General features: G+C 68.5%; 17 protein-coding genes. 9 read left to right on the top strand and 8 right to left on the bottom strand.

Annotated elements, in window-relative coordinates:
• Nucleotides 1–16 precede the first annotated feature (16 nt).
• Nucleotides 17–1,687: an ABC transporter family substrate-binding protein gene (locus tag Amac_RS33430; protein WP_246268878.1), complete on the top strand. Its 1,671-nt coding sequence runs from the start codon at nucleotides 17–19 to the stop codon at nucleotides 1,685–1,687.
• Here Amac_RS33430 and Amac_RS33425 read toward each other — a convergent pair.
• The 5 genes from Amac_RS33425 to Amac_RS33405 form a co-directional block, all read right to left on the bottom strand.
• On the bottom strand, nucleotides 1,651–2,550 hold the full coding sequence (locus Amac_RS33425) for a 5-oxoprolinase subunit C family protein (protein ID WP_218041441.1): 900 nt from the start codon (nucleotides 2,548–2,550) through the stop codon (nucleotides 1,651–1,653). The two genes, Amac_RS33430 and Amac_RS33425, sit on opposite strands and share 37 nt — an antisense overlap.
• A 231-nt stretch (nucleotides 2,551–2,781) precedes the next feature.
• Nucleotides 2,782–3,405 carry a 5-oxoprolinase subunit B family protein gene (locus Amac_RS33420; protein WP_155358417.1) on the bottom strand — a complete coding sequence of 208 codons (624 nt, stop codon included), beginning with the start codon at nucleotides 3,403–3,405 and terminating at the stop codon, nucleotides 2,782–2,784.
• On the bottom strand, nucleotides 3,402–4,160 hold the full coding sequence (locus tag Amac_RS33415; protein ID WP_155358416.1) for a LamB/YcsF family protein: 759 nt from the start codon (nucleotides 4,158–4,160) through the stop codon (nucleotides 3,402–3,404). Before Amac_RS33415 ends, Amac_RS33420 begins: the two co-directional genes overlap by 4 nt.
• Nucleotides 4,161–4,238: 78 nt before the next feature.
• Nucleotides 4,239–5,738: a hypothetical protein gene (locus Amac_RS33410; RefSeq protein ID WP_155358465.1), complete on the bottom strand. Its 1,500-nt coding sequence runs from the start codon at nucleotides 5,736–5,738 to the stop codon at nucleotides 4,239–4,241.
• A 200-nt stretch (nucleotides 5,739–5,938) separates the two neighbouring features.
• Nucleotides 5,939–6,232: a hypothetical protein gene (locus tag Amac_RS33405; protein ID WP_307729787.1), complete on the bottom strand. Its 294-nt coding sequence runs from the start codon at nucleotides 6,230–6,232 to the stop codon at nucleotides 5,939–5,941.
• Between the two features lie 307 nt (nucleotides 6,233–6,539).
• Between Amac_RS33405 and Amac_RS33400 the strand changes: the two genes are divergently transcribed.
• The 4 genes from Amac_RS33400 (at nucleotide 6,540) to Amac_RS33385 (ending at nucleotide 12,390) form a co-directional block, all read left to right on the top strand.
• Entirely contained in the window at nucleotides 6,540–7,103 is a 564-nt protein-coding gene (locus Amac_RS33400) for an HhH-GPD-type base excision DNA repair protein (protein WP_155358415.1), read from the top strand.
• 191 nt (nucleotides 7,104–7,294) lie between these two features.
• Entirely contained in the window at nucleotides 7,295–9,388 is a 2,094-nt protein-coding gene (locus tag Amac_RS33395) for a SpoIIE family protein phosphatase (RefSeq protein ID WP_155348728.1), read from the top strand.
• A gap of 218 nt (nucleotides 9,389–9,606) precedes the next feature.
• Nucleotides 9,607–11,292 carry an RNA polymerase sigma factor gene (locus tag Amac_RS33390; RefSeq protein ID WP_155358414.1) on the top strand — a complete coding sequence of 562 codons (1,686 nt, stop codon included), beginning with the start codon at nucleotides 9,607–9,609 and terminating at the stop codon, nucleotides 11,290–11,292.
• Between the two features lie 198 nt (nucleotides 11,293–11,490).
• The gene (locus Amac_RS33385; protein WP_246268876.1) at nucleotides 11,491–12,390 is read left to right on the top strand and encodes a hypothetical protein; all 900 of its coding nucleotides are present in this window, start codon (nucleotides 11,491–11,493) and stop codon (nucleotides 12,388–12,390) included.
• On the opposite strand, the gene Amac_RS33380 is transcribed toward Amac_RS33385, so the two are convergent.
• A complete protein-coding gene (locus Amac_RS33380) occupies nucleotides 12,380–13,129 on the bottom strand; it encodes a YaaA family protein (RefSeq protein ID WP_155358412.1) in 750 nt (249 codons plus the stop codon). The two genes, Amac_RS33385 and Amac_RS33380, sit on opposite strands and share 11 nt — an antisense overlap.
• Before the next feature lie 53 nt (nucleotides 13,130–13,182).
• Between Amac_RS33380 and Amac_RS33375 the strand changes: the two genes are divergently transcribed.
• Nucleotides 13,183–13,905: a GNAT family N-acetyltransferase gene (locus Amac_RS33375; protein ID WP_155358411.1), complete on the top strand. Its 723-nt coding sequence runs from the start codon at nucleotides 13,183–13,185 to the stop codon at nucleotides 13,903–13,905.
• Between the two features lie 54 nt (nucleotides 13,906–13,959).
• On the opposite strand, the gene Amac_RS56585 is transcribed toward Amac_RS33375, so the two are convergent.
• Nucleotides 13,960–14,190 (bottom strand): DUF7455 domain-containing protein, encoded by a 231-nt coding sequence (locus Amac_RS56585; protein ID WP_155338533.1) that lies wholly within the window; start codon nucleotides 14,188–14,190, stop codon nucleotides 13,960–13,962.
• Nucleotides 14,191–14,440: 250 nt separating this feature from the next.
• Here Amac_RS56585 and Amac_RS33365 point away from each other — a divergent pair, with 250 nt between their 5' ends.
• Together Amac_RS33365 and Amac_RS33360 are read left to right on the top strand one after the other, a co-directional pair.
• Complete coding sequence (locus Amac_RS33365) at nucleotides 14,441–16,507, top strand: DNA gyrase/topoisomerase IV subunit B (RefSeq protein ID WP_174900249.1); 2,067 nt, start codon at nucleotides 14,441–14,443, stop codon at nucleotides 16,505–16,507.
• 166 nt (nucleotides 16,508–16,673) lie between these two features.
• Nucleotides 16,674–16,928, top strand: coding sequence for a hypothetical protein (locus Amac_RS33360; protein WP_155358409.1), 255 nt, complete (start codon nucleotides 16,674–16,676; stop codon nucleotides 16,926–16,928).
• Nucleotides 16,929–16,946: 18 nt separating this feature from the next.
• Here Amac_RS33360 and Amac_RS33355 read toward each other — a convergent pair whose 3' ends face one another.
• Nucleotides 16,947–17,447: a beta-class carbonic anhydrase gene (locus tag Amac_RS33355; RefSeq protein ID WP_155358408.1), complete on the bottom strand. Its 501-nt coding sequence runs from the start codon at nucleotides 17,445–17,447 to the stop codon at nucleotides 16,947–16,949.
• A 170-nt stretch (nucleotides 17,448–17,617) separates the two neighbouring features.
• Between Amac_RS33355 and Amac_RS33350 the strand changes: the two genes are divergently transcribed.
• Nucleotides 17,618–17,863: a hypothetical protein gene (locus Amac_RS33350; RefSeq protein ID WP_155358407.1), complete on the top strand. Its 246-nt coding sequence runs from the start codon at nucleotides 17,618–17,620 to the stop codon at nucleotides 17,861–17,863.
• The last annotated feature ends 59 nt before the right edge of the window (nucleotides 17,864–17,922 follow it).

Raw genomic sequence — 17,922 nt, 5'->3', positions numbered from 1 at the left:
ACGATGGATCGGGGCAGTGCTGCCAGGGCTGCTGCTGGTGGTGACGGCCTGTGGGGGTCCGCCGAACGCGACGATGCGGGCGGGGGACGCGCTCAAGGCGTCCGACATCAATCCGGTCGCGCGGGATCGGGTGAGTGACGGCGGGACGCTGCGGTGGGGGCTGACGGAGTATCCGGTGCAGTGGAACCAGCACCATATCGACGGGAATCACGCGGACGTGAAGACCGTGATGGACGCGTTGCTGCCGCATGCGTTCCGGTCGGACGAGCGGGCGAACATCCGGGTCGACCGGGACTACGTGATCTCGGCTGAGGTCACGGCCACCACGCCGCGGCAGGTCGTCACGTACACGCTGAATCCGGCGGCGAAGTGGTCGGACGGGAAGCCGATCACGTATACGGACTATGTCGCGCAATGGCAGGCGCTGCGAGGGGTCAACACCGCTTATCGGGTGGCCACTGTCACTGGATATCAGGACATCACCGGCATCGCGAAAGGCAAGAACGCCTACCAGGTGGTCGTGACCTTCGCGCGGCCCTTCGGGGACTGGCGGTCGCTGTTCTCCCCGCTCTATCCGGCCTCGGCCAACGCCACGCCGGAGGCGTTCAACAGCGCTTGGACCAGCAGGATCCCGGTGACGGCGGGGCCGTTCAAGTTCGCCGCCTTCGACCACACCGCGAAGACGGTCACGATCGCCAGGGACAATGCCTGGTGGGGTGATCGGGCCAAGCTCGACAAGATCATCTTCAGAGGGCTGGAATCCGACGCGCGGATCGGGGCCTTCGCCAACGGGGAACTCGACGTGTTCGACATCGGGCCCTCGGCGCCTGACTACGCGCGCGCCAGAAGCACCCAGGGCGGTGTCGTACGCCAAGCGGCCGCGCCCGATTTCCGGCATCTCACCTTCAATGGGGAAAGCCCGATGCTGTCCGACGTGCGGGTTCGGCAGGCAATCGCGCTCAGTGTGGATCGCAGGGTGATCGCGCAGTCCGATCTGCAGGGGCTGAACTGGCCGACGACGCTGCTGGACAACCACTTCCTGATGAACAGCCAGGAGGGGTACCAGGCGAACGCGGGCAGTCTCGGCAAGCCGGATGCGGTGCGGGCGGCCCGGCTGCTCGACGAGGCGGGCTGGAAGATGAGCGGCGCGACCAGGGCCCGCAACGGCAGGGAGCTGGCGATCCGGTTCGTCATCCCGTCCGGCCTGCAGCTGGCGAAATCCGAGGGGGAGCTCGTTCAGGCGATGCTGCGCCCGCTGGGCGTACGGATCACCCTGCAGACAGTCCCGAGCGGCGACTTCTTCACCAAATACGTCATCCCCGGCAACTATGACATCGCGCCCTTCTCTTACGTAGGCACGCCATTTCCGGTTTCATCGGCTTATGGGACCTACGCGAATGGGGTCATCGGTCCTGGGGACGACATCGTGTGGAACGCCAACCTGGGCCGTAGCGGCAGCCGTGAGATCGACGCCGCGCTGCGCCAGGCGGCGGCCGAACTCGATCCCGTCCGGGCCAGGGCGCACCTGAACGCCGCCGATCTGCTGGTCTGGCAGAAGGTCAACGTGCTCACCCTCTACCAGCGCCCGCAGAACGTGGCCGTGCGCGCCAACCTGGCCAACGTCGGCGCCAGGGGCTTCCGGGACCTGGACTACGCGGACATCGGTTTCGTCGGCGGCCATTCCTGAGCCCCGGTGAGGCGGAAGCGGATCCGGGTCCCGGGGCGGCACTGGGCGACGGCCGGCAGGTCCGAGCTCCGGACGACCCCGATGACCGGATAGCCGCCCGTCGGCGGATGGTCGGCCAGGAAGACGATCGGCTGGCCGTTCGGGGGGACCTGGATCGCGCCCGACACCATGCCCTCGCTCGGCAGTTCCCCCTGGCGGCTCCGGATCAGGGGGCGGCCGGACAGGCGAAGCCCGACCCGGTTGCTCTCCGAGGTCACCTCGTAGGGTTCGGCGCACAGGTCACGGAGGGCATCCGGGGTGAACCAGTCGTCCCGCGGCCCTCTGATCACCCCGACGACCGGCTGCCGGGCGAACGGCGCGACCGGCGCGAGATCGACCGACAACATCGCGCCGGTGCTGCCCACCGGGAGAACCGTTCCCCGCTGCAGTGGCCGGGGCCCCAACCCCGAAAGCGAATCCGTGGAACGGCTCCCCAGAACGGGTTCCACGGTGATCCCACCCCTGACCCCCACATAGGTACGCAACCCGCAAGAAGGCATCCCAATCCTGAGCTCAGCATTGGCGGGCACCCAAACCGGCCCCGACATCCCCTCCGTCCGCCCCTCAACCTCGACGGGACAGAACGCACCGGTGATGGCCACCCAGACCCCCCGCGCGAACCGGAGGACCGCCCCTCCGAAGGTGAGCTCGATCACGGCTGCGGACTCCGGATTCCCAACCAGCCGGTTCGCCAGCGCCGCACTACGCGAATCCGCCGCCCCCGAGCGGGGCACCCCCAGATGCGCATACCCCGGCCGCCCCAGATCCTGAACGGTGGCGTACGGCCCCGGCTCCACGACTTCGATCACGCCGAAACCACCCATGTCTGCATCCCCGGCCGCCCCAGATCCTGAACGATCGCGCATGGCCCCAGCTCCACGACTTCGATCACGCCGAAACCGTCCATACCCGCGTTTCCGCCGCTCTTGATCCTGAACGGTGGCGTATGAGCCTGGGCTCCACGACTTCGATCACGCCGAAATCATCCGCACTCGCGTTTCCGGCCGTTCTAGATCCTGAACGGTGGCGTATGGGCCTGGGCTCCACGACTTCGATCACGCCGGAACCATCCGTACCCGCGTCCCCGGCTGCAACAACGACGGCGGCTCGGCGTGCTCGTCCCAGACCCGCATCCGGGTACGGCCCAGCAGCCGCCACCCACCCGGCGATGCCGCCGGATATATCGCCGAATAACCCCCCGCGATCGCCACCGACCCCGCCGGGACCGATGTGCGCGGAACCTCCAGCCGAGGCACCTCCAAAGCCGGATCAAGCCCCACCAGATAGGCGAACCCCGGCGCGAACCCCAGCCACCCCACCACGAACGGCGACCCGCAGTGCCGCGCTATCACCTCATCCACTCGCAACCCCGTTAACTCCGCGACCACCTCTAAATCCACCCCGTCGTACTCGACTTCGACAACCACCTCGGCCGCTCCGGGCGCACCGGCCTGACCCTGCGTGCCCCGCTCCGAGACCGCCTCTTCAATTTGCGCCCAAATCTCCCCAAAACTCCCACCAGAAGCCACGACAAGCACACTCTCCGGGCCCGGAACGATCTCCTCCACCGCCGCGAGCCGCCGGCCTCGCAGTACCGCGTCCAGCCGGTGCGACTCCGCCAGCGAACCCGTTTCCACCAGCAGCGCGTCCTCCCCGACCCGCCGCATCGCGCCGGTCATGCGAAGGGCCCGATCTCGATCCCGGCATCGGTCAACGCGCTTCGCACGCCCTGGGCGAGGGCCACCGCGCCGGGAGTGTCGCCGTGCACGCAGATGGAGCGCGCCCGCATGGGGAGTTCGCCGCCGTCGGTGGTCACGACCGTGCCGTCCGTGGCCATGCGCACCGCGCGGGCGGCCACCTCGGCGGGGTCATGCAGAACCGAGCCGGGCTCCCGCCGGGAGGTCAGCGTGCCAGCCGGAGTGTAGGTGCGATCGGCGAAGAATTCCGTGACCGTCGGAACCTCGTAACGAGGAGCGATGTCGAGGATGACCGAGCCGGGAAGGGTGAGCACGGGCAGCGGCGCGGGCGCCGGGTATTCGGCGACGGCGGCCAGCAGGGCTCCGGCCTGCCGCTCGTCGTGCACGGCGCGGTTGTAGAGCGCGCCGTGGGGCTTGACGTAGGAGACCCGCCCGCCGACCGCCCGGGCGATGCCGTCGACGGCGGCCACCTGGTAGAGGATCTCGGCGCGCAACTCGTCCGGCGGCACGTCCATCTCGCGCCGGCCGAACCCGGCCAGGTCGCGATAGGAGACCTGGGCGCCGATGGCAACCCCCCGGGCCACCGCGGCCACGCACGTGGCGCGGATCGTGACCGGATCGCCGGCGTGAAAGCCGCAGGCGACGTTCGCGCTGGTCACGACGGACAGCAGGGCCGCGTCGTCGCCGAGTTTCCAGACGCCGAACCCTTCGCCGAGGTCGGCGTTGAGATCGATCATCGTCACATCATGCCCGCCGCGGGAGCTCGCCGCCCTCAGGAACTCCCCAGGCTTTGCACCCGTCAAGGTGATGTTCCGTCAGGTCGGAGGCTCGTCCGGGATGTCCGCGATGTCGTCCAGGGCGGCGGCGAGCTCGTCGGGATGGTCGCCGATGCGCTCGGCGATCTCGATGAGGACGTGCAGGACGTCGTGGCGGTCGTGGCCGAGGTCGATCAGGCGCTGGGCCGCCTCCCACATCTGCGGCGGGTCGCCGTTCCAGAGCCGCCCGGCGATCTCCTGGTGCCAGGCGAGGTGCTCGGCGAAGTCCGGCCGGTCGAACTCGCTGGCGTGGTCGATCTCCAGCAGGATCCGGCGGTCGGCCTCGTCGGCGGGGTTCAGGGCGTCCAGGTCGATGTCGCCGTGTTTGCCCTGCAACATCGGGAACACGAAGGCCCGGCGGGCCAGCGCCGACAGGTCGCCGTCCGGGAGCAGGCGTTCGACCAGCGAACGATCCAGCCCGAAGGTGGTCGGGTCGCGGTAGGCCTCGGTGAAACGGCCGGTGGCCTCCCAGACCGCGTCGAGCGTCGCCCGTACCGCGTGTTCGGACAGGCCGATGCGGTAACCGGCGAACCGCACCCAGGCGGACAGCACGTGCGGCATCGCGTCCTGCTCGGCAGGGCTCAGCATGACCTTGCGCGGCAGCCAGTCGAGCAGGAACGTCTCGCACTTGGTCGGGCTGACCCGCCGCGGCCGGCCGAAGTCCTGGTCGCAGCCGTAGTCGATGATGTGGTCGGCGCAGCGGGAGGCCGCCGACGGGTCGGACAGGTTCTCGGCCGCGTCCGAGCTGAGGAACTCGGCGGCCAGCATGGCCCGCCGCTCCCGGGTGTAGGGGGCCTCGCTGTGCGGCGGCGCCGGGCGCTTGCGGCCGGGCGGTAACGCCTTGATCCGGGACCGGGCGAACGCGTGGTAGGCGCTGTAGCTGTCGCTGACCAGTTTGGGGGCCTTCCGGTCGTACGCCTCCTTGGTCGCCTTCATCGCGAACTCCAGCAGCGCCCTGGCCTGCTGCGGCTCGATCTCCTCGAAGCGCAGCATCGGATTGCCGGCCGCCTCCAGGCCCGCCTGCTCCAGCAGCTTGTCGACCTGGGTGGACACCCAGGCGTCCCGGGCCATCCCGCGCATGTTGTAGTCCACGACCATCACCAGCGCGTGGGTGTCCTCGCCGTTGTACGCGAACGTACACACCACGGTGTCCTGGTCGCCGTAGATGTCGCGCGAGACGAAGCAGCCCGCGGGTTTGACCGCGCCGACCCGCTCGGCCCAGCCCGGCCTGGCCACGTCGGACTCCATCAGCGCCAGCGCCGCGCCCTCGGCCTTGGCCGCCTGGCGCGCGGTGCCCAGGTAGGCCACCGAGATCAGCAGGGTGAGCGCGGCCGGGCTGCCCGCCTTGGCGGCGTAGTCGACCAGCCCTTCGCCGAGGATCTGCTCGACGTCGCCGCCGCGCAGGCGCTTCCCCCACCAGGCGCCCAGCATGTCGGACACCATGAGCTCGGCGTCCAGCGGGCTCCTTACGGCGAGTAGTTCGCGCGCCGCCAGCAGCATCTCCGCGAAAACGTCGTCGGGCGGATTCTCACGGGGATCTCGTCGCCGTCTTCGACTCACGGGGGCTCCTCGGTCCGCCCGTCGTTCCCCGCGTCACGACTGCCGTTCCAGTCGGCTCGCTCGTTCCGCTCACTCACGCCTCTACCTTCTCGCATTATGGCGCGAAACGGCATCCGGAACGCGGGCTGGTGACTACCCCGTTATCTGCTGCTCGGCGGGGCAGAGTTGATCATCGCGAGGAGGTGCTCGCGAGCGATCCGTTCGATAATAGCTGTTGTCACCTCAACTCCAAGGTGTTCCGCACAAGCCAGCACATCCGCGACACATCGCTCGACGGTCGGACGGGGCACGGCGGTGAATTCGGCCGCGAGCACGGCGCTGACCGGCTGCGTCAGCCGCTGCTCCGACCCACCCGAAACGCCGGAAATATCGGTTTTGCCGGGAATGTCGGGAATGCTGGGATTATTGGGACTGCGTGGGGCGAGAACCGGCATGGGTAGATGCACTCCTCGCTGGTTGGGGCTCTATGGCCGACAGGCGCTCGATTTCCGAAGATGTCCGAAACTTCGCACGGGGCACTGTCATCAACGAGAAACCCGTCCCGCAGCCAGCCGCAGGGCCGCGGCTGTCCAGATCACAACTTTCTCATTGATATGGGGGGTCGTGCGTCTCTCATTCCATAACTTTCCGCGCTGGTGTCAAGCCTCATTGTGGTCTGGTTCTGACCGGATTAAGGGTGATCTTTCCCCACGATCGGCCGTCCTCGCTCCCCGGCGGGCCGCCGCGTGCGAAGCTGGACCCATGCGCATCCAGCTCGCCCAGCAGCCGGACGCCGACGCGCTGCTCGGTCGCAGCCCGCTGGCGTTGCTCCTCGGCATGCTGCTTGACCAGCAGATTCCGATGGAGTGGGCGTTCGCGGGGCCGTACACGATCGAGGCGCGGATGGGCCGCGATCTGGACGCGGCCGCGATCGCCTCCTATGAACCGTCGGAGTTCGAGGCCCTGCTGGCCGCCAAGCCCGCGGTGCACCGTTATCCCCGCGCGATGGCCGGTCGCATCCAACTGCTGGCGGCCTATCTGGTCGAGCACTACGATGGCTCCGCCGACGGGATCTGGACCGATGTCGACGACGGCGCCGAGCTGTTGCGCCGCCTGCTGGCGCTGCCCGGGTTCGGCAAGCAGAAGGCACAGATCTTCCTGGCTTTACTGGGCAAGCAGCTCGGGGTCCGTCCCCGGGGCTGGCGCGAGGCGGCCGGGCCGTACGGTGAGGAGGGGGTGCACCGGTCGGTGGCCGACGTGGTCGACCCCGACAGCCTGGCGAAAGTGCGCGAGGCGAAGCAGGAAGCGAAGCGAGCTGCCAAGTAGTCGTGGGGTAAGCCGTCAGATCTTGCTGCGCGAGGTGGCGCTTTTTTGACAGGATGCGTTGACCGCATGCCGGGCGGGGCTTCCGTCCGCGCATGCCCATCGCCGATGATGTAGGGCAGACCTGCGCTACTCAACACAGTTATGGAGATGTGCCTCGTGGGAGACCCTGGCACGCGACGGAGGTGCCGACCATGAGCGCCGAAACCTCCGTGCCCCGTCCCCGGGAGTCGGGTTTGGACATCTCAGACTCTGGCCTCTTTCAAGGCCTTATGTCGGAGGCGCCGTTCGCCTTCGCGTTTTTCGACCCGTCTGGTCGGTTCGTCCGTGTCAACTCAACCTTTACCGAGCTGACCGGGCACCCTGTCGAGCGGCATATTGATCGTATTCCCGCTGATCTTCTGTCGGCGGATCTGGCCACGTTGATCGACTCCGCGCTGCGCAGGATCGCGGAGGAGGGGCTCCCGGTCACCGACCAGCGGCTCAGGACCCGCGCGGAGAACGGCGACACCCGGCACTGGACCGTCGCCTTCTTCCCCATGCGCGATGAGGAGGGCGCGCCGCTGGGCGCCGCCCTGTTCGGCGTGGACGTGACCGAGCGCCAGCTCACCGAGGAGGACCTGCGCCGCAGCGAGGAGCGCTACCGCTCCCTGGTGGAATCCCAGCAGCAGCTGGTCTGGATCACCTCGCCCAGCGGCGCCGTGATCGAGGACGCGCCGCAGTGGCGCGCCATCACCGGCCAGGGCCTGGAGGAATACCTCGCGCACGGCTGGCTGGACGCGGTCCATCCCGACGACCGCCCGGCCGCCGAGGAGGCCTGGCGGGAGGCGCTGCGCGGCCGGACCATGTTCGAGTGGAGCTACCGGGTCCGCACCCGGGCCAGCGGCTACCGGCACTTCGAGGTCAGGGCCGTCCCGATCATCCGGCACGGCCGGGTGGTGGAGTGGGTCGGCGCCAACTCCGACGTCACGCCCCAGCGCGAGGCCGAGGAGATGCGCGGCCGCCTCACCGACCAGCTCGGCGCCGCGGCGCTGCGCACCGCCCGCCTCCAGGGCGCCACGGCCATGCTGGCCGAGGCGCTGACCGTGGAGCAGGTAGTCCAGGTCATCATCGACGTGGGGCGTACGGCACTGGCCGCCGACCACTCGGCGGTGGCCCTGCTCGATCAGGAACGCGCCAGCCTGAAAGTGATCAACAGCGGCGGCATCCCGGACGTGCCGAGCGCGCCGGGCGAGGACATCCTGCTGTCCAGGTCCAGCGTGATGACCATGGCGGTGAACAGCCGCCGCCCGGTCTTCGCCGAGTCGCCGGACAGCCTGCGCACCCAGCTCACCGACGCCGGCGGCGAGGCGGCCCAGATCAACGGGTTCCTCTCGCACACCGAGGAGCGGGCCTGGGTGGGCCTGCCGCTGCTGGCCGCCGGGCGAGCCCTCGGCGCGCTGCGGTTCTCCTTCACCCGGCCGCAGAAGATCTCCCAGGAGGACGGCGTCTTCCTGGAGGCCCTGGCCGGGCAGTGCGCGCTCGCCGTGGAGCGGGCCACCCTGTTCGAACGGGAGCACAAGACCGCCGAAACGCTCCAGCGCAGCCTGCTGCCGGACCGGCTGCCGGTGGTGCGCGGCCTGGTGCTGGCCCAGCGTTTCCGGTCGGGTTCGCGGCATGTGCAGGTCGGCGGCGACTGGTATGACGCGTTCGTCCTGCAGGACGGGCGGGTCGCGGCGGTGGTCGGCGACGTCATGGGCAAGGGCGTCAAGGCGGCGGCCGGGATGGGCCGGATCCGCAACGCCATGCGTGCCCTGGCGCTGACCAACCCGCCGCCCGCGGCGGTCCTCACCGGCCTGGACCGGGTGTTCGAGGCCACCGAGGAGGAAGAGCAGGTCACCACCCTGGCGTACATGGTGGTCGAGCCCGGCACCGGGGAGGGCACGCTGGCGCTGGCCGGTCACCCGCCGCCCCTGCTGGTCTCCCCGCAAGGTACGGCGATCCTTTACGAAACCGAGCCCGGCACGCCGCTGGGCTGGGCGACCAGCCGCAAGCAGTTCCGCTTCGCCGTGCCGCCCGGGCACACCGCGGTGCTCTACTCCGACGGTCTGGTGGAGAACCGCAAGCGCGGACTCGACGCCGGACTCAGGGAACTGGCGGCCGTCGTGGCCGAAGCTCCCGAAGAAGTTGTGACAAGTCCGCATATGTTGCTGGATTTCCTGGTGGACAGGATGTTGTCCGGGTATGAGCAGGATGACGACGTGACGGTGCTCGCGGTCCACGTTCCCGCAGCCACGAAGAGTGACTGAATGAAACAGTCATAACGGTTGCTTTCGGGTATCGGTGACCGACTTCCGTACGCACTACTGTCTCGGTCGGCCTAGGGTGGAGAGCAACCGGCCGGAGGTGGCCGTACGGGCAGTCGTGGCGTGCGAGAATGGCATGTCGCGGTCCGCGCGGCCACGCCATCGGAAAAGAAGCAACCACCTGGGTCCATTCTCGCCATGCGTTCGTTCGAGAGGTGTTCGTGTCGCCTGCAAGTTCGACTCGCTCGAAGCCGTCGGAGCTGAACGAGCCAGTGATTCAGCAGCTCCTCGAGCGTGGGCGCTCGCAGGGTTTCCTCGAATCTGAGGATGTCCGCCGGGCCGTCGAGGAAGCGGATATCCCGCTGCCGCAAGTCGCCGGAATCCTGCGCAGCCTCAGCAAAGAGGGCATCATCGTGAGGCTCACGGCTGAGGACTCCGCAGCGCCCAAGAAGGCCAAGGGCCCGGCGAAGAGCCGCGCCAAGGCCGCGCCCGTCAAGAAGACCACCAAGGCCGCCGCCGCCAAGGAGTCGCACCCGGAAACCGTCACCGCCGTGGTGAACGATCCGGTGTCCGACGCTCCGTCGGTGGCGAAGAAGCCGGTGGGCAAGAAGCCGGTTCCGGCCAAGAAGCCGGTTCCGGCCAAGCCGAAGGCCGAGACCGCCGCCGTGCCGAAGCCCGGCCCGCCGAAGCCCGGTCCGCCGAAGCCGACGGCGCCGGTGGCGCCCAAGGCGGCGGGGGCTGCCAAGGCCGAGCCCAAGCCCAAGTCGGCCGACCTGCCCGAGGACGAGGACGACATCGAGATCGAGGATGTCGAGATCGAGGACTTCGACATCGAGGATGTCGAGATCGAAGTCGAGGTAGAGGCGGAGGCCGACGCGGACGCGGAGGCCGAGGAGGAGCCCAAGCCGGAGGCCGTCGCCAAGGTCGAGGAAGAGGTGCTGATCCTCACCGACGACGATGACGACGCGCCCGTGGCCCAGGTGGCCGCGGCCGGCGCCACCGCCGACCCGGTCAAGGACTACCTCAAGCAGATCGGCAAGGTCCCGCTGCTCAACGCCGAGCAGGAGGTCGAGCTCGCCAAGCGCATCGAGGCCGGCCTGTTCGCCGAGGAGCAGCTCGGCACCGACGGCGAGCAGCTGCCGGTGGACGTCCGCGCCGAGCTGGAGTGGATCGCCGAGGACGGCCGCCGGGCCAAGAACCACCTGCTGGAGGCCAACCTCCGCCTGGTGGTCTCGCTGGCCAAGCGCTACACCGGGCGCGGCATGCTGTTCCTGGACCTGATCCAGGAGGGCAACCTCGGCCTGATCCGCGCCGTGGAGAAGTTCGACTACACCAAGGGCTACAAGTTCTCGACGTATGCCACCTGGTGGATCCGGCAGGCGATCACCCGGGCCATGGCCGACCAGGCGCGGACCATCCGCATCCCGGTCCACATGGTCGAAGTGATCAACAAGCTGGCCCGCGTCCAGCGGCAGATGCTGCAGGACCTGGGCCGCGAGCCCACGCCGGAGGAGCTGGCCCGCGAGCTGGACATGACCCCCGAGAAGGTCATCGAAGTCCAGAAGTACGGCCGCGAGCCGATCTCCCTGCACACCCCCCTCGGCGAGGAGGGCGACAGCGAGTTCGGCGACCTGATCGAGGACTCCGAGGCCATCGTCCCGGCCGACGCCGTCAGCTTCACGCTGCTCCAGGAGCAGCTGCACAGCGTTCTGGACACCTTGTCCGAGCGCGAGGCCGGCGTCGTGTCCATGCGGTTCGGCCTCACCGACGGCCAGCCGAAGACGCTGGACGAGATCGGCAAGGTCTACGGCGTGACCCGGGAGCGGATCCGCCAGATCGAGTCCAAGACCATGTCGAAGCTCCGCCACCCGTCGCGTTCCCAGGTCCTCCGGGATTACCTGGACTAACAGGAATTACCTGGGCAAAGCGTTTTACGGCCTCACTTTTGGATTTGGCGAAAGTGGGGCCGTTAACGTGTGCGTAACGTGGTTTTAGCGCCAGAAGCACGGGGAGGGCCTAGGCTCCGCCCCGTGGGAGTTATCGAAGTGGATCGGGCACGTGCTCGGGGGCCACGAGTGATCCCGGACCGCCCTTGGGCGGACATCATGCTGGATGAGACGGTAACCGCCGTCCATCGTCGAAATCTCGAAGCGGGCCTGCCCGCGCTTGCGGCCACCCGGGGTGATCCCGAAGTCCGGGCGCTCCGGGTGGAAGCGCTCGCCCGCGCGGCCGTGGGGATGAGCAAGGGCATCGAGAGCCTGATCGTCAGAGACCAGACCAACGCCGATCTGTGGCTGTGGCTGGGCCGCACCAGAATAGAGGAAGCCTGGGAGATAAAGCCGGAGGTGAAGGCGAGGGCGGTGCAGGCGCACCGGCTGGAGGCCTATCACGCGGCGATGGAGCAGGCCAGGCAGCCGCTGCTGACGGCGGCGGGGCTCGCGCCGAACGATCCGGTGCCGTGGGAGTCGATGTTGTGGCTGGCGCTGGGGCTTGAGCGGCCCAGGGCCGACAAGGATTCGGTGTGGTTCGAGTGCGCGCGGCGGTGGCCGACGCTGTATTCGGCGAATGTGGCGAGGCTTGTCACGCTTTCCCCGGGCTGGGGCGGCACCGCGCAGGAGATGTTTGAATTCGCCAGGACCACCGCGTCCCGGGCGCCGGAGGGCAGCCCGCTGCCGGCGCTGCTGCCGCTGGCGCATTTCGAGAATGTCGCCGCGGAACGCACGCCGATGTCCAGGGGCGGCTGGTTTTCCTTTGATGTGCAGCGGGAGATCGTGTCGGCGGCCGGCCAGTGGTCGGAACGCCGGATCGGGCCCCCGCACCCGCGTTCGATCGAGGCGCACAACGCCTTCGGCGCGGCCTTCTACGTCGCCGATCTCCGGCGGCCCGCGCGCGGTCACCTGGTCAGGACCAGCGGGCGTTACAGCCGGGTGCCCTGGGCCCATCTCGGGGATCCGGAGAGCCAGTTTCAGCGGGCCTGCGGCAAGCTGAACGTGATCACGAACTGATGATGATGTCGAGGCGTCCAGGCGCGAGTTCGGCGCGGTAGCCGAGTCCGGTCAGCACCTGGGCGAGTTGCTCCGGCGTGGCCGGAGCTTTGGTGTTCTCGACCAGCGAGCGCGCGACCGCACCGCGCGTCGCCTTCGCCATGTGGCTGACCACCGTGCGTTTCCCGTTCGCCTCCTGGAGCACCCGGACCGCGATCACGCGCTGCTTGGCCTCGCGCCGGGGTTTCCACGCCGCGCCGTACGTCGCCGAGCGCAGGTCCACGATCAAGCCGGGCTCCGCGTCCAGGACGGGGCTGAGAGCCGGTCGCCAGTACGCGGCGAGCCCGCCGATCGGCGGCAGCCGGACCCCCATCGAGAGCCGGTACGGCGGAACGCGGTCGGTCAGCCGGAGCGCCCCCCACAGACCTGACATGATCACGATGCGCTGCGTGGCCCTGCGCCGGGCACCGGCGGGCAGGCTCGCCAGTCCCAGATGGTCGTAGAGCACCCCCGAGTAGAGCTTTCCCGCCGCCAGCGTGGGCGCCGTCCGCAGACCGCGGTTCCTGGTGATCTCTCCGGCCAGCCCGTCGGTCAGGTCGAGGACCTGCTGGGCCGCCGGGGTGTGGCAGAGCTGCACGAGCGCGTCGAGCACCTTCTCGCGGTGGCAGGTCAGCTCGGGGAAGCTGAGGCCCGCCAGGTCCAGCGCGGGCCCGCGCTTGGCGGCGGACTTGGCCTCGGAGGGCGGCAGCAGGATCAGCACGCGCTCACCCTATCGCCAGGGAACCCGCAGGCCGGAGGGGTTAAAGTCCCGGGATGGGTACCTTCGGCGGGGAAGACCAGATATTCGATCGGCTGGTCCATGAGGCTTGGCCCGCGCCTGAGCAGATATCTGCCGGCTCCTGGATCTATCGCTACGCGGCCGGGGTGACAAAGCGCGCCAATTCCGTCCTCCCGCTCGGCGGGACGGGCTCCTGGAGCCGCGTGGACGACGCTGAGCGCTTCTATCGCGGCCTGGGGCGGCCCAGCGTGTTCGCCATCGGTCCCGGGGCGGAGAAGGGCCTGGACGCGGAACTGGACGCGCGTGGCTACCAAGTGGTCGATCCGACGCTGATCATGACAGCGGAGATCTCGCCGTCGGCGGGAGCGGAGATCGCGGACACTCCGTCGGAGGAGTGGCTGAGCACTTGGTGGGACGTGGACGGCGGCCGCCATCCGGACATCCCCGACGCCCGGGACTGGGGCCGGCGCATCCTGACCGGGGTTCCGGCCGGGTACGCCTCCGCCGGGCCCGACGCCGTGGGAAGAGGCGTGCTCCAGGGCGACTGGCTGGGGATCTACTGCATGGCAGTACGGCCGTCCGCGCGCCGCAAGGGCAACGGGACGGCCATACTCCGTGGATTGCTCGGATGGGGACACGAGAACGGTGCCCGGCGCGCCTATCTGGTCGTCACCATGGCCAACACCGCGGCGCGGGCCATGTATGAACAAGCCGGATTCGTCATCTCAGGCCGGTACCACTATCGCGTGGCCTCATAAAGATATGGACAACGGCGCGATCGGGTGTGAACCCGGTCGCGCCGTTGCGTATGATCAACGTTCGTCGGCCATCGCCGTCGCAGGGGTTTCAGAGAGTCGTGCTGACTCGTCCTGGATCTCGGCACCTTTGTCGCGCAGGACGGCCACGTGCTGACGCCCATGGTGGGCGCAGAACAGAAGTTCCGCACCAACCTGCAGCGTCGCGCGAATGTAGGCCTGAGCGCCACACCGGTCACACCGGTCCAGAGCGGTCAGCGGCTTAGCGGGGGCGAGAGCTCCAGTCACGTATCGCCTTTCGGGTCACCCCGTCTGAGCGGGGATGTTGGCGTCACAGTCACTTGGGACAACATCTAACCCGATGAGGGCGTTCCCAATCACCCCCTGGCTACGCCGAGAGCGGAATGTTCCGAAAAGTGATGCGGATCACACGCGAGGTAACGTGCATGCCGGGATCCCTGGCAAGCTATGTAGTCGGGAAATCGTGACGCACGCTAAGCTGCGTACGCGTGTTCGACTCGTGAGCGTGGGAGCTGGTGTGACGGTAGCGGAGACGGGTTACACAGCTCGTCACCTGTCGGTGCTGGAGGGGCTTGAGGCCGTCCGCAAGCGTCCGGGTATGTACATCGGGTCCACGGACAGCCGGGGGCTCATGCACTGCCTCTGGGAGATCGTGGACAACGGGGTGGACGAGGCGCTGGCCGGGTTCTGCTCCCGCATCGAGGTCGAGCTGTATGCGGACGGCTCCATCGAGGTCCGCGACAACGGTCGCGGCATTCCGGTGGACGTGGAGCCCAAGAGCGGTCTGGCCGGGGTCGAACTCGTCTATACGAAGCTGCACGCCGGTGGGAAGTTCGGCGGCGGGTCCTACGGCGCTTCCGGCGGTCTGCACGGGGTTGGCGCTTCCGTGGTGAACGCGCTGTCCTCGCGGCTGGACGTCGAGGTCGACCGGGACGGGCGGGTGCACGAGATCAGCTTCCGCCGCGGCGTGCCCGGGGTGTTCGAGGGCGACGGGCCGACTGCGAAATTTCGGAAGAAGTCGGGCCTGCGGGATGGCGGGCGCCTGACCAAGAAGATCACCGGGACCCGGGTGCGCTGGTGGGTGGACCACCAGATCTTCCTGCCCGAGGCCGAGGTGTCGCTGGACGAGATCCACGTGCGGCTGCGGCAGACCGCCTTCCTGGTGCCCGGTCTTACGCTGATGGTGCGCGACAGCCGTACCGAGGAGGTGACCGAGGAGACCTTCCACTTCGATGGCGGGATCTCCGAGTTCACCGAGTTCCTGGCCAGGGACGAGGCGTTGTGCGAGGTGTTACGCCTGCAGGGGGTCGGGCACTTCCGGGAGACCGTGCCGGTGCTCGACGAGCAGGGGCACATGACGCCCACCGATGTCGAGCGCGAGCTGACCGTGGACGTCGCGGTGCGCTGGGGCAAGGGTTATGACACGACCGTGCGGTCGTTCGTGAACGTGATCGCCACCCCCAAGGGCGGCACCCATGTGGCCGGGTTCGACCGGGCTCTGGTGCGTACGGTGAATGAGCAGTTGCGGGAGACGCGGCTGCTCAAGAACGGGGATGATCCGGTCACCAAGGAGGACATCCTCGAAGGTCTGACGGCCGTGGTGACCGTGCGGGTGCCGGAGCCGCAGTTCGAGGGGCAGACCAAGGAGGTGCTCGGCACCTCGGCGGCGACCAGGATCGTCTCGCACGTGGTCTCGCGGGAGCTGAAGGAGCTGTTCGCCACCCCGAAGCGGGCGCAGAAGCAGGCCATGCGGTCGGTGCTGGAGAAGGTCGTCGCGGCGGCCAAGGCGCGGATCGCGGCCCGGGAGCACCGGGACAACCAGCGGCGCAAGAGCGTGCTGGAGAACTCCGCGCTGCCGGCCAAGCTGGTCGACTGCCGCAGCGACGACGTGGACCGCAGCGAGCTGTTCATCGTCGAGGGAGACTCGGCGCTCGGCACGGCCAAGCTGGCCCGGGATTCGGAGTTCCAGGCGCTGCTGCCGATCCGGGGGAAGATCCTCAACGTGCAGAAGGCGTCGGTGAGCGACATGCTCAAGAACGCCGAATGCGCCGCGATCATCCAGGTGGTCGGCGCGGGCTCCGGCCGGTCCTTCGATCTGGACGCGGCCCGGTATGGCAAGGTCATCCTGATGGCCGACGCCGACGTGGACGGCGCGCACATCCGGTGCCTGTTGCTGACCCTGTTCCATCGGTACATGCGGCCGATGGTGGAGGCTGGGCGGGTGTTCGCGGCCGTGCCGCCGCTGCATCGGGTCGAGCTGACCAATCCCGGGCGGGGGCAGGAGAAGTACGTCTACTGCTACTCCGACGCTGAGCTGCACAAGGTGCTCGAAGGGCTGCGGAAGAAGGGCAAGCGCTGGAAGGAGCCGCCGCAGCGCTACAAGGGCCTGGGCGAGATGGACGCCGACCAGCTGGCCGAGACGACCATGGATCCGCGCCACCGGGTGCTGCGGCGGGTCAGGATCGAGGATGTCGAGGCCGGGGAGCGGATCTTCGACCTGCTGATGGGCAGTGACGTGGCTCCCCGCCGCGAGTTCATCGTGAGCAGCGCGGCCGAGGTCGACCGCGACCACATCGACGCCTGATTGACGCTTTCGGCCTGCTGATGGGCAGTGACGTGGCTCCCCGCCGCGAGTTCATCGTGAGCAGCGCGGCCGAGGTCGACCGCGACCACATCGACGCCTGATCGACACCTTCGGCCTGCTGGTGGGCAGTGGTGTGGTGCGCTGGCCGTGCGCTCATCGTTGCGGTGTGGCCGAGGTGGATCACATTGAGGCCTTTGATCTGCTGATTCGCAGTGATGTGGCTCCCCGCCGCGAGTTCATCGTGAGTAGCGCGGCTGAGGTCGACCGCGACCGCATCGACGTATTCGGCCTGTTGATGGGCGGTGACGTGGTGCCCCGGCCGTGCGTTCATCGCTGCGGCGTGGCCGAGGTGGACCACAACAAGTGGTGTGGTTGTCCCGCTGCGGGTTCATTGTGGGCAGCGCGGCTGAGCGGCTCCTAACCGGCGGCTTGGTCGATGCTAGGGGAGTTCGACAGGCTGTAGTTTGCCCGTGTGCACGTCGTAGATCGCGCCGCCGATGGCGAGTTCCTCGATGAGGAACGGGCTGGCCTTGATCCGCGTCAGGTCGTGGCGTAGCGCCGCGTCCTGATCCGGCACGGTGCGGAACTCCAGGCTGCGGGTGTCGATGTCGTGCGCCCGGGCCAGCGCGTGCACGTCCTCGTCGGTGACCTTCGCCATCCCGCAGTCGGTGTGCGGCATCACCAGCACCCGGGTGACGCCGAGCAGGAATACGGCCAGCACCAGCGTGCGCAGCACGTCGTCGGTGACCCGGGCGCCCGCGTTCCGCAGGATCTTGGCGTCGCCGGGTTTGAGGCCGAGGAGCCCGAGCGGGTCGATTCTGGAGTCCATGCAGGTCACGACCGCCAGGCCACGGGCGGCCCGGCCGGTCAGCTGGGAGCCGGCGAAAGTGCTCGCGAACGTGGCGTTGGCGGCTAGCAGGTCATCGAAGGCACCAGTCATGACCCTAATGTTCCCTTACGGCGATTTCATTGGCCTTTCTGGGGGCTACCAATACGCCGAAGATCGCACGATCACTGGTTACCTTGGGTGATGATGTCGTGACCCAAAGTGCAAGATCGGTGACTGTACGCCATGACGGTGGCGTTTCACCGAGTCCCAAGGAGAAAATCATGACCACCACCGAGACGCTGGCCGACCACCTCCGCACCCAGGCCCGCCGCCGCCTCGACCGCGTCGACCCCCGCGACGAGGGCCACAACGCCCGCCTGGCCCTCGCCCTCCTCGACGCCGCCTGCTACGTGGAATCCCTCCCCACGGACGACCCCCTCCCTGACTTGCCCGAAATCGAGGAGGTTCTCCGCCATTGGCCTTGGGGGGAACCGTCCAACCTCCTCCAACTCCTGACCGAGGCGTGATCCGGTGGGTGGCGTGGTTCTCCCACCCACCCTCCCTTTGTTTCCCCCCGGGCTCCGCC

It is taken from the genome of Acrocarpospora macrocephala (assembly GCF_009687865.1).
GTDB classification, from domain to species: Bacteria; Actinomycetota; Actinomycetes; order Streptosporangiales; family Streptosporangiaceae; genus Acrocarpospora; species Acrocarpospora macrocephala.
Note: the sequence above shows the minus strand (reverse complement) of the source record. Positions and strands in the feature narration are given on the sequence as shown.

What these genes read in the sequence shown, in the direction of transcription:
- Amac_RS33385 (WP_246268876.1), top strand. Translation starts at nt 11,491, where the DNA reads ATGCTGGATGAGACGGTAACCGCCGTCCATCGTCGAAATCTCGAAGCG.
- Amac_RS33400 (WP_155358415.1), top strand. Translation starts at nt 6,540, where the DNA reads ATGCGCATCCAGCTCGCCCAGCAGCCGGACGCCGACGCGCTGCTCGGT.
- Amac_RS33395 (WP_155348728.1), top strand. Translation starts at nt 7,295, where the DNA reads ATGAGCGCCGAAACCTCCGTGCCCCGTCCCCGGGAGTCGGGTTTGGAC.
- Amac_RS33410 (WP_155358465.1), bottom strand. Translation starts at nt 5,738, where the DNA reads ATGCTGCTGGCGGCGCGCGAACTACTCGCCGTAAGGAGCCCGCTGGAC.
- Amac_RS33425 (WP_218041441.1), bottom strand. Translation starts at nt 2,550, where the DNA reads ATGGGTGGTTTCGGCGTGATCGAAGTCGTGGAGCCGGGGCCGTACGCC.
- Amac_RS33355 (WP_155358408.1), bottom strand. Translation starts at nt 17,447, where the DNA reads ATGACTGGTGCCTTCGATGACCTGCTAGCCGCCAACGCCACGTTCGCG.
- Amac_RS33420 (WP_155358417.1), bottom strand. Translation starts at nt 3,405, where the DNA reads ATGACCGGCGCGATGCGGCGGGTCGGGGAGGACGCGCTGCTGGTGGAA.
- Amac_RS33415 (WP_155358416.1), bottom strand. Translation starts at nt 4,160, where the DNA reads ATGATCGATCTCAACGCCGACCTCGGCGAAGGGTTCGGCGTCTGGAAA.
- Amac_RS33350 (WP_155358407.1), top strand. Translation starts at nt 17,618, where the DNA reads ATGACCACCACCGAGACGCTGGCCGACCACCTCCGCACCCAGGCCCGC.
- Amac_RS33405 (WP_307729787.1), bottom strand. Translation starts at nt 6,232, where the DNA reads ATGCCGGTTCTCGCCCCACGCAGTCCCAATAATCCCAGCATTCCCGAC.
- Amac_RS33375 (WP_155358411.1), top strand. Translation starts at nt 13,183, where the DNA reads ATGGGTACCTTCGGCGGGGAAGACCAGATATTCGATCGGCTGGTCCAT.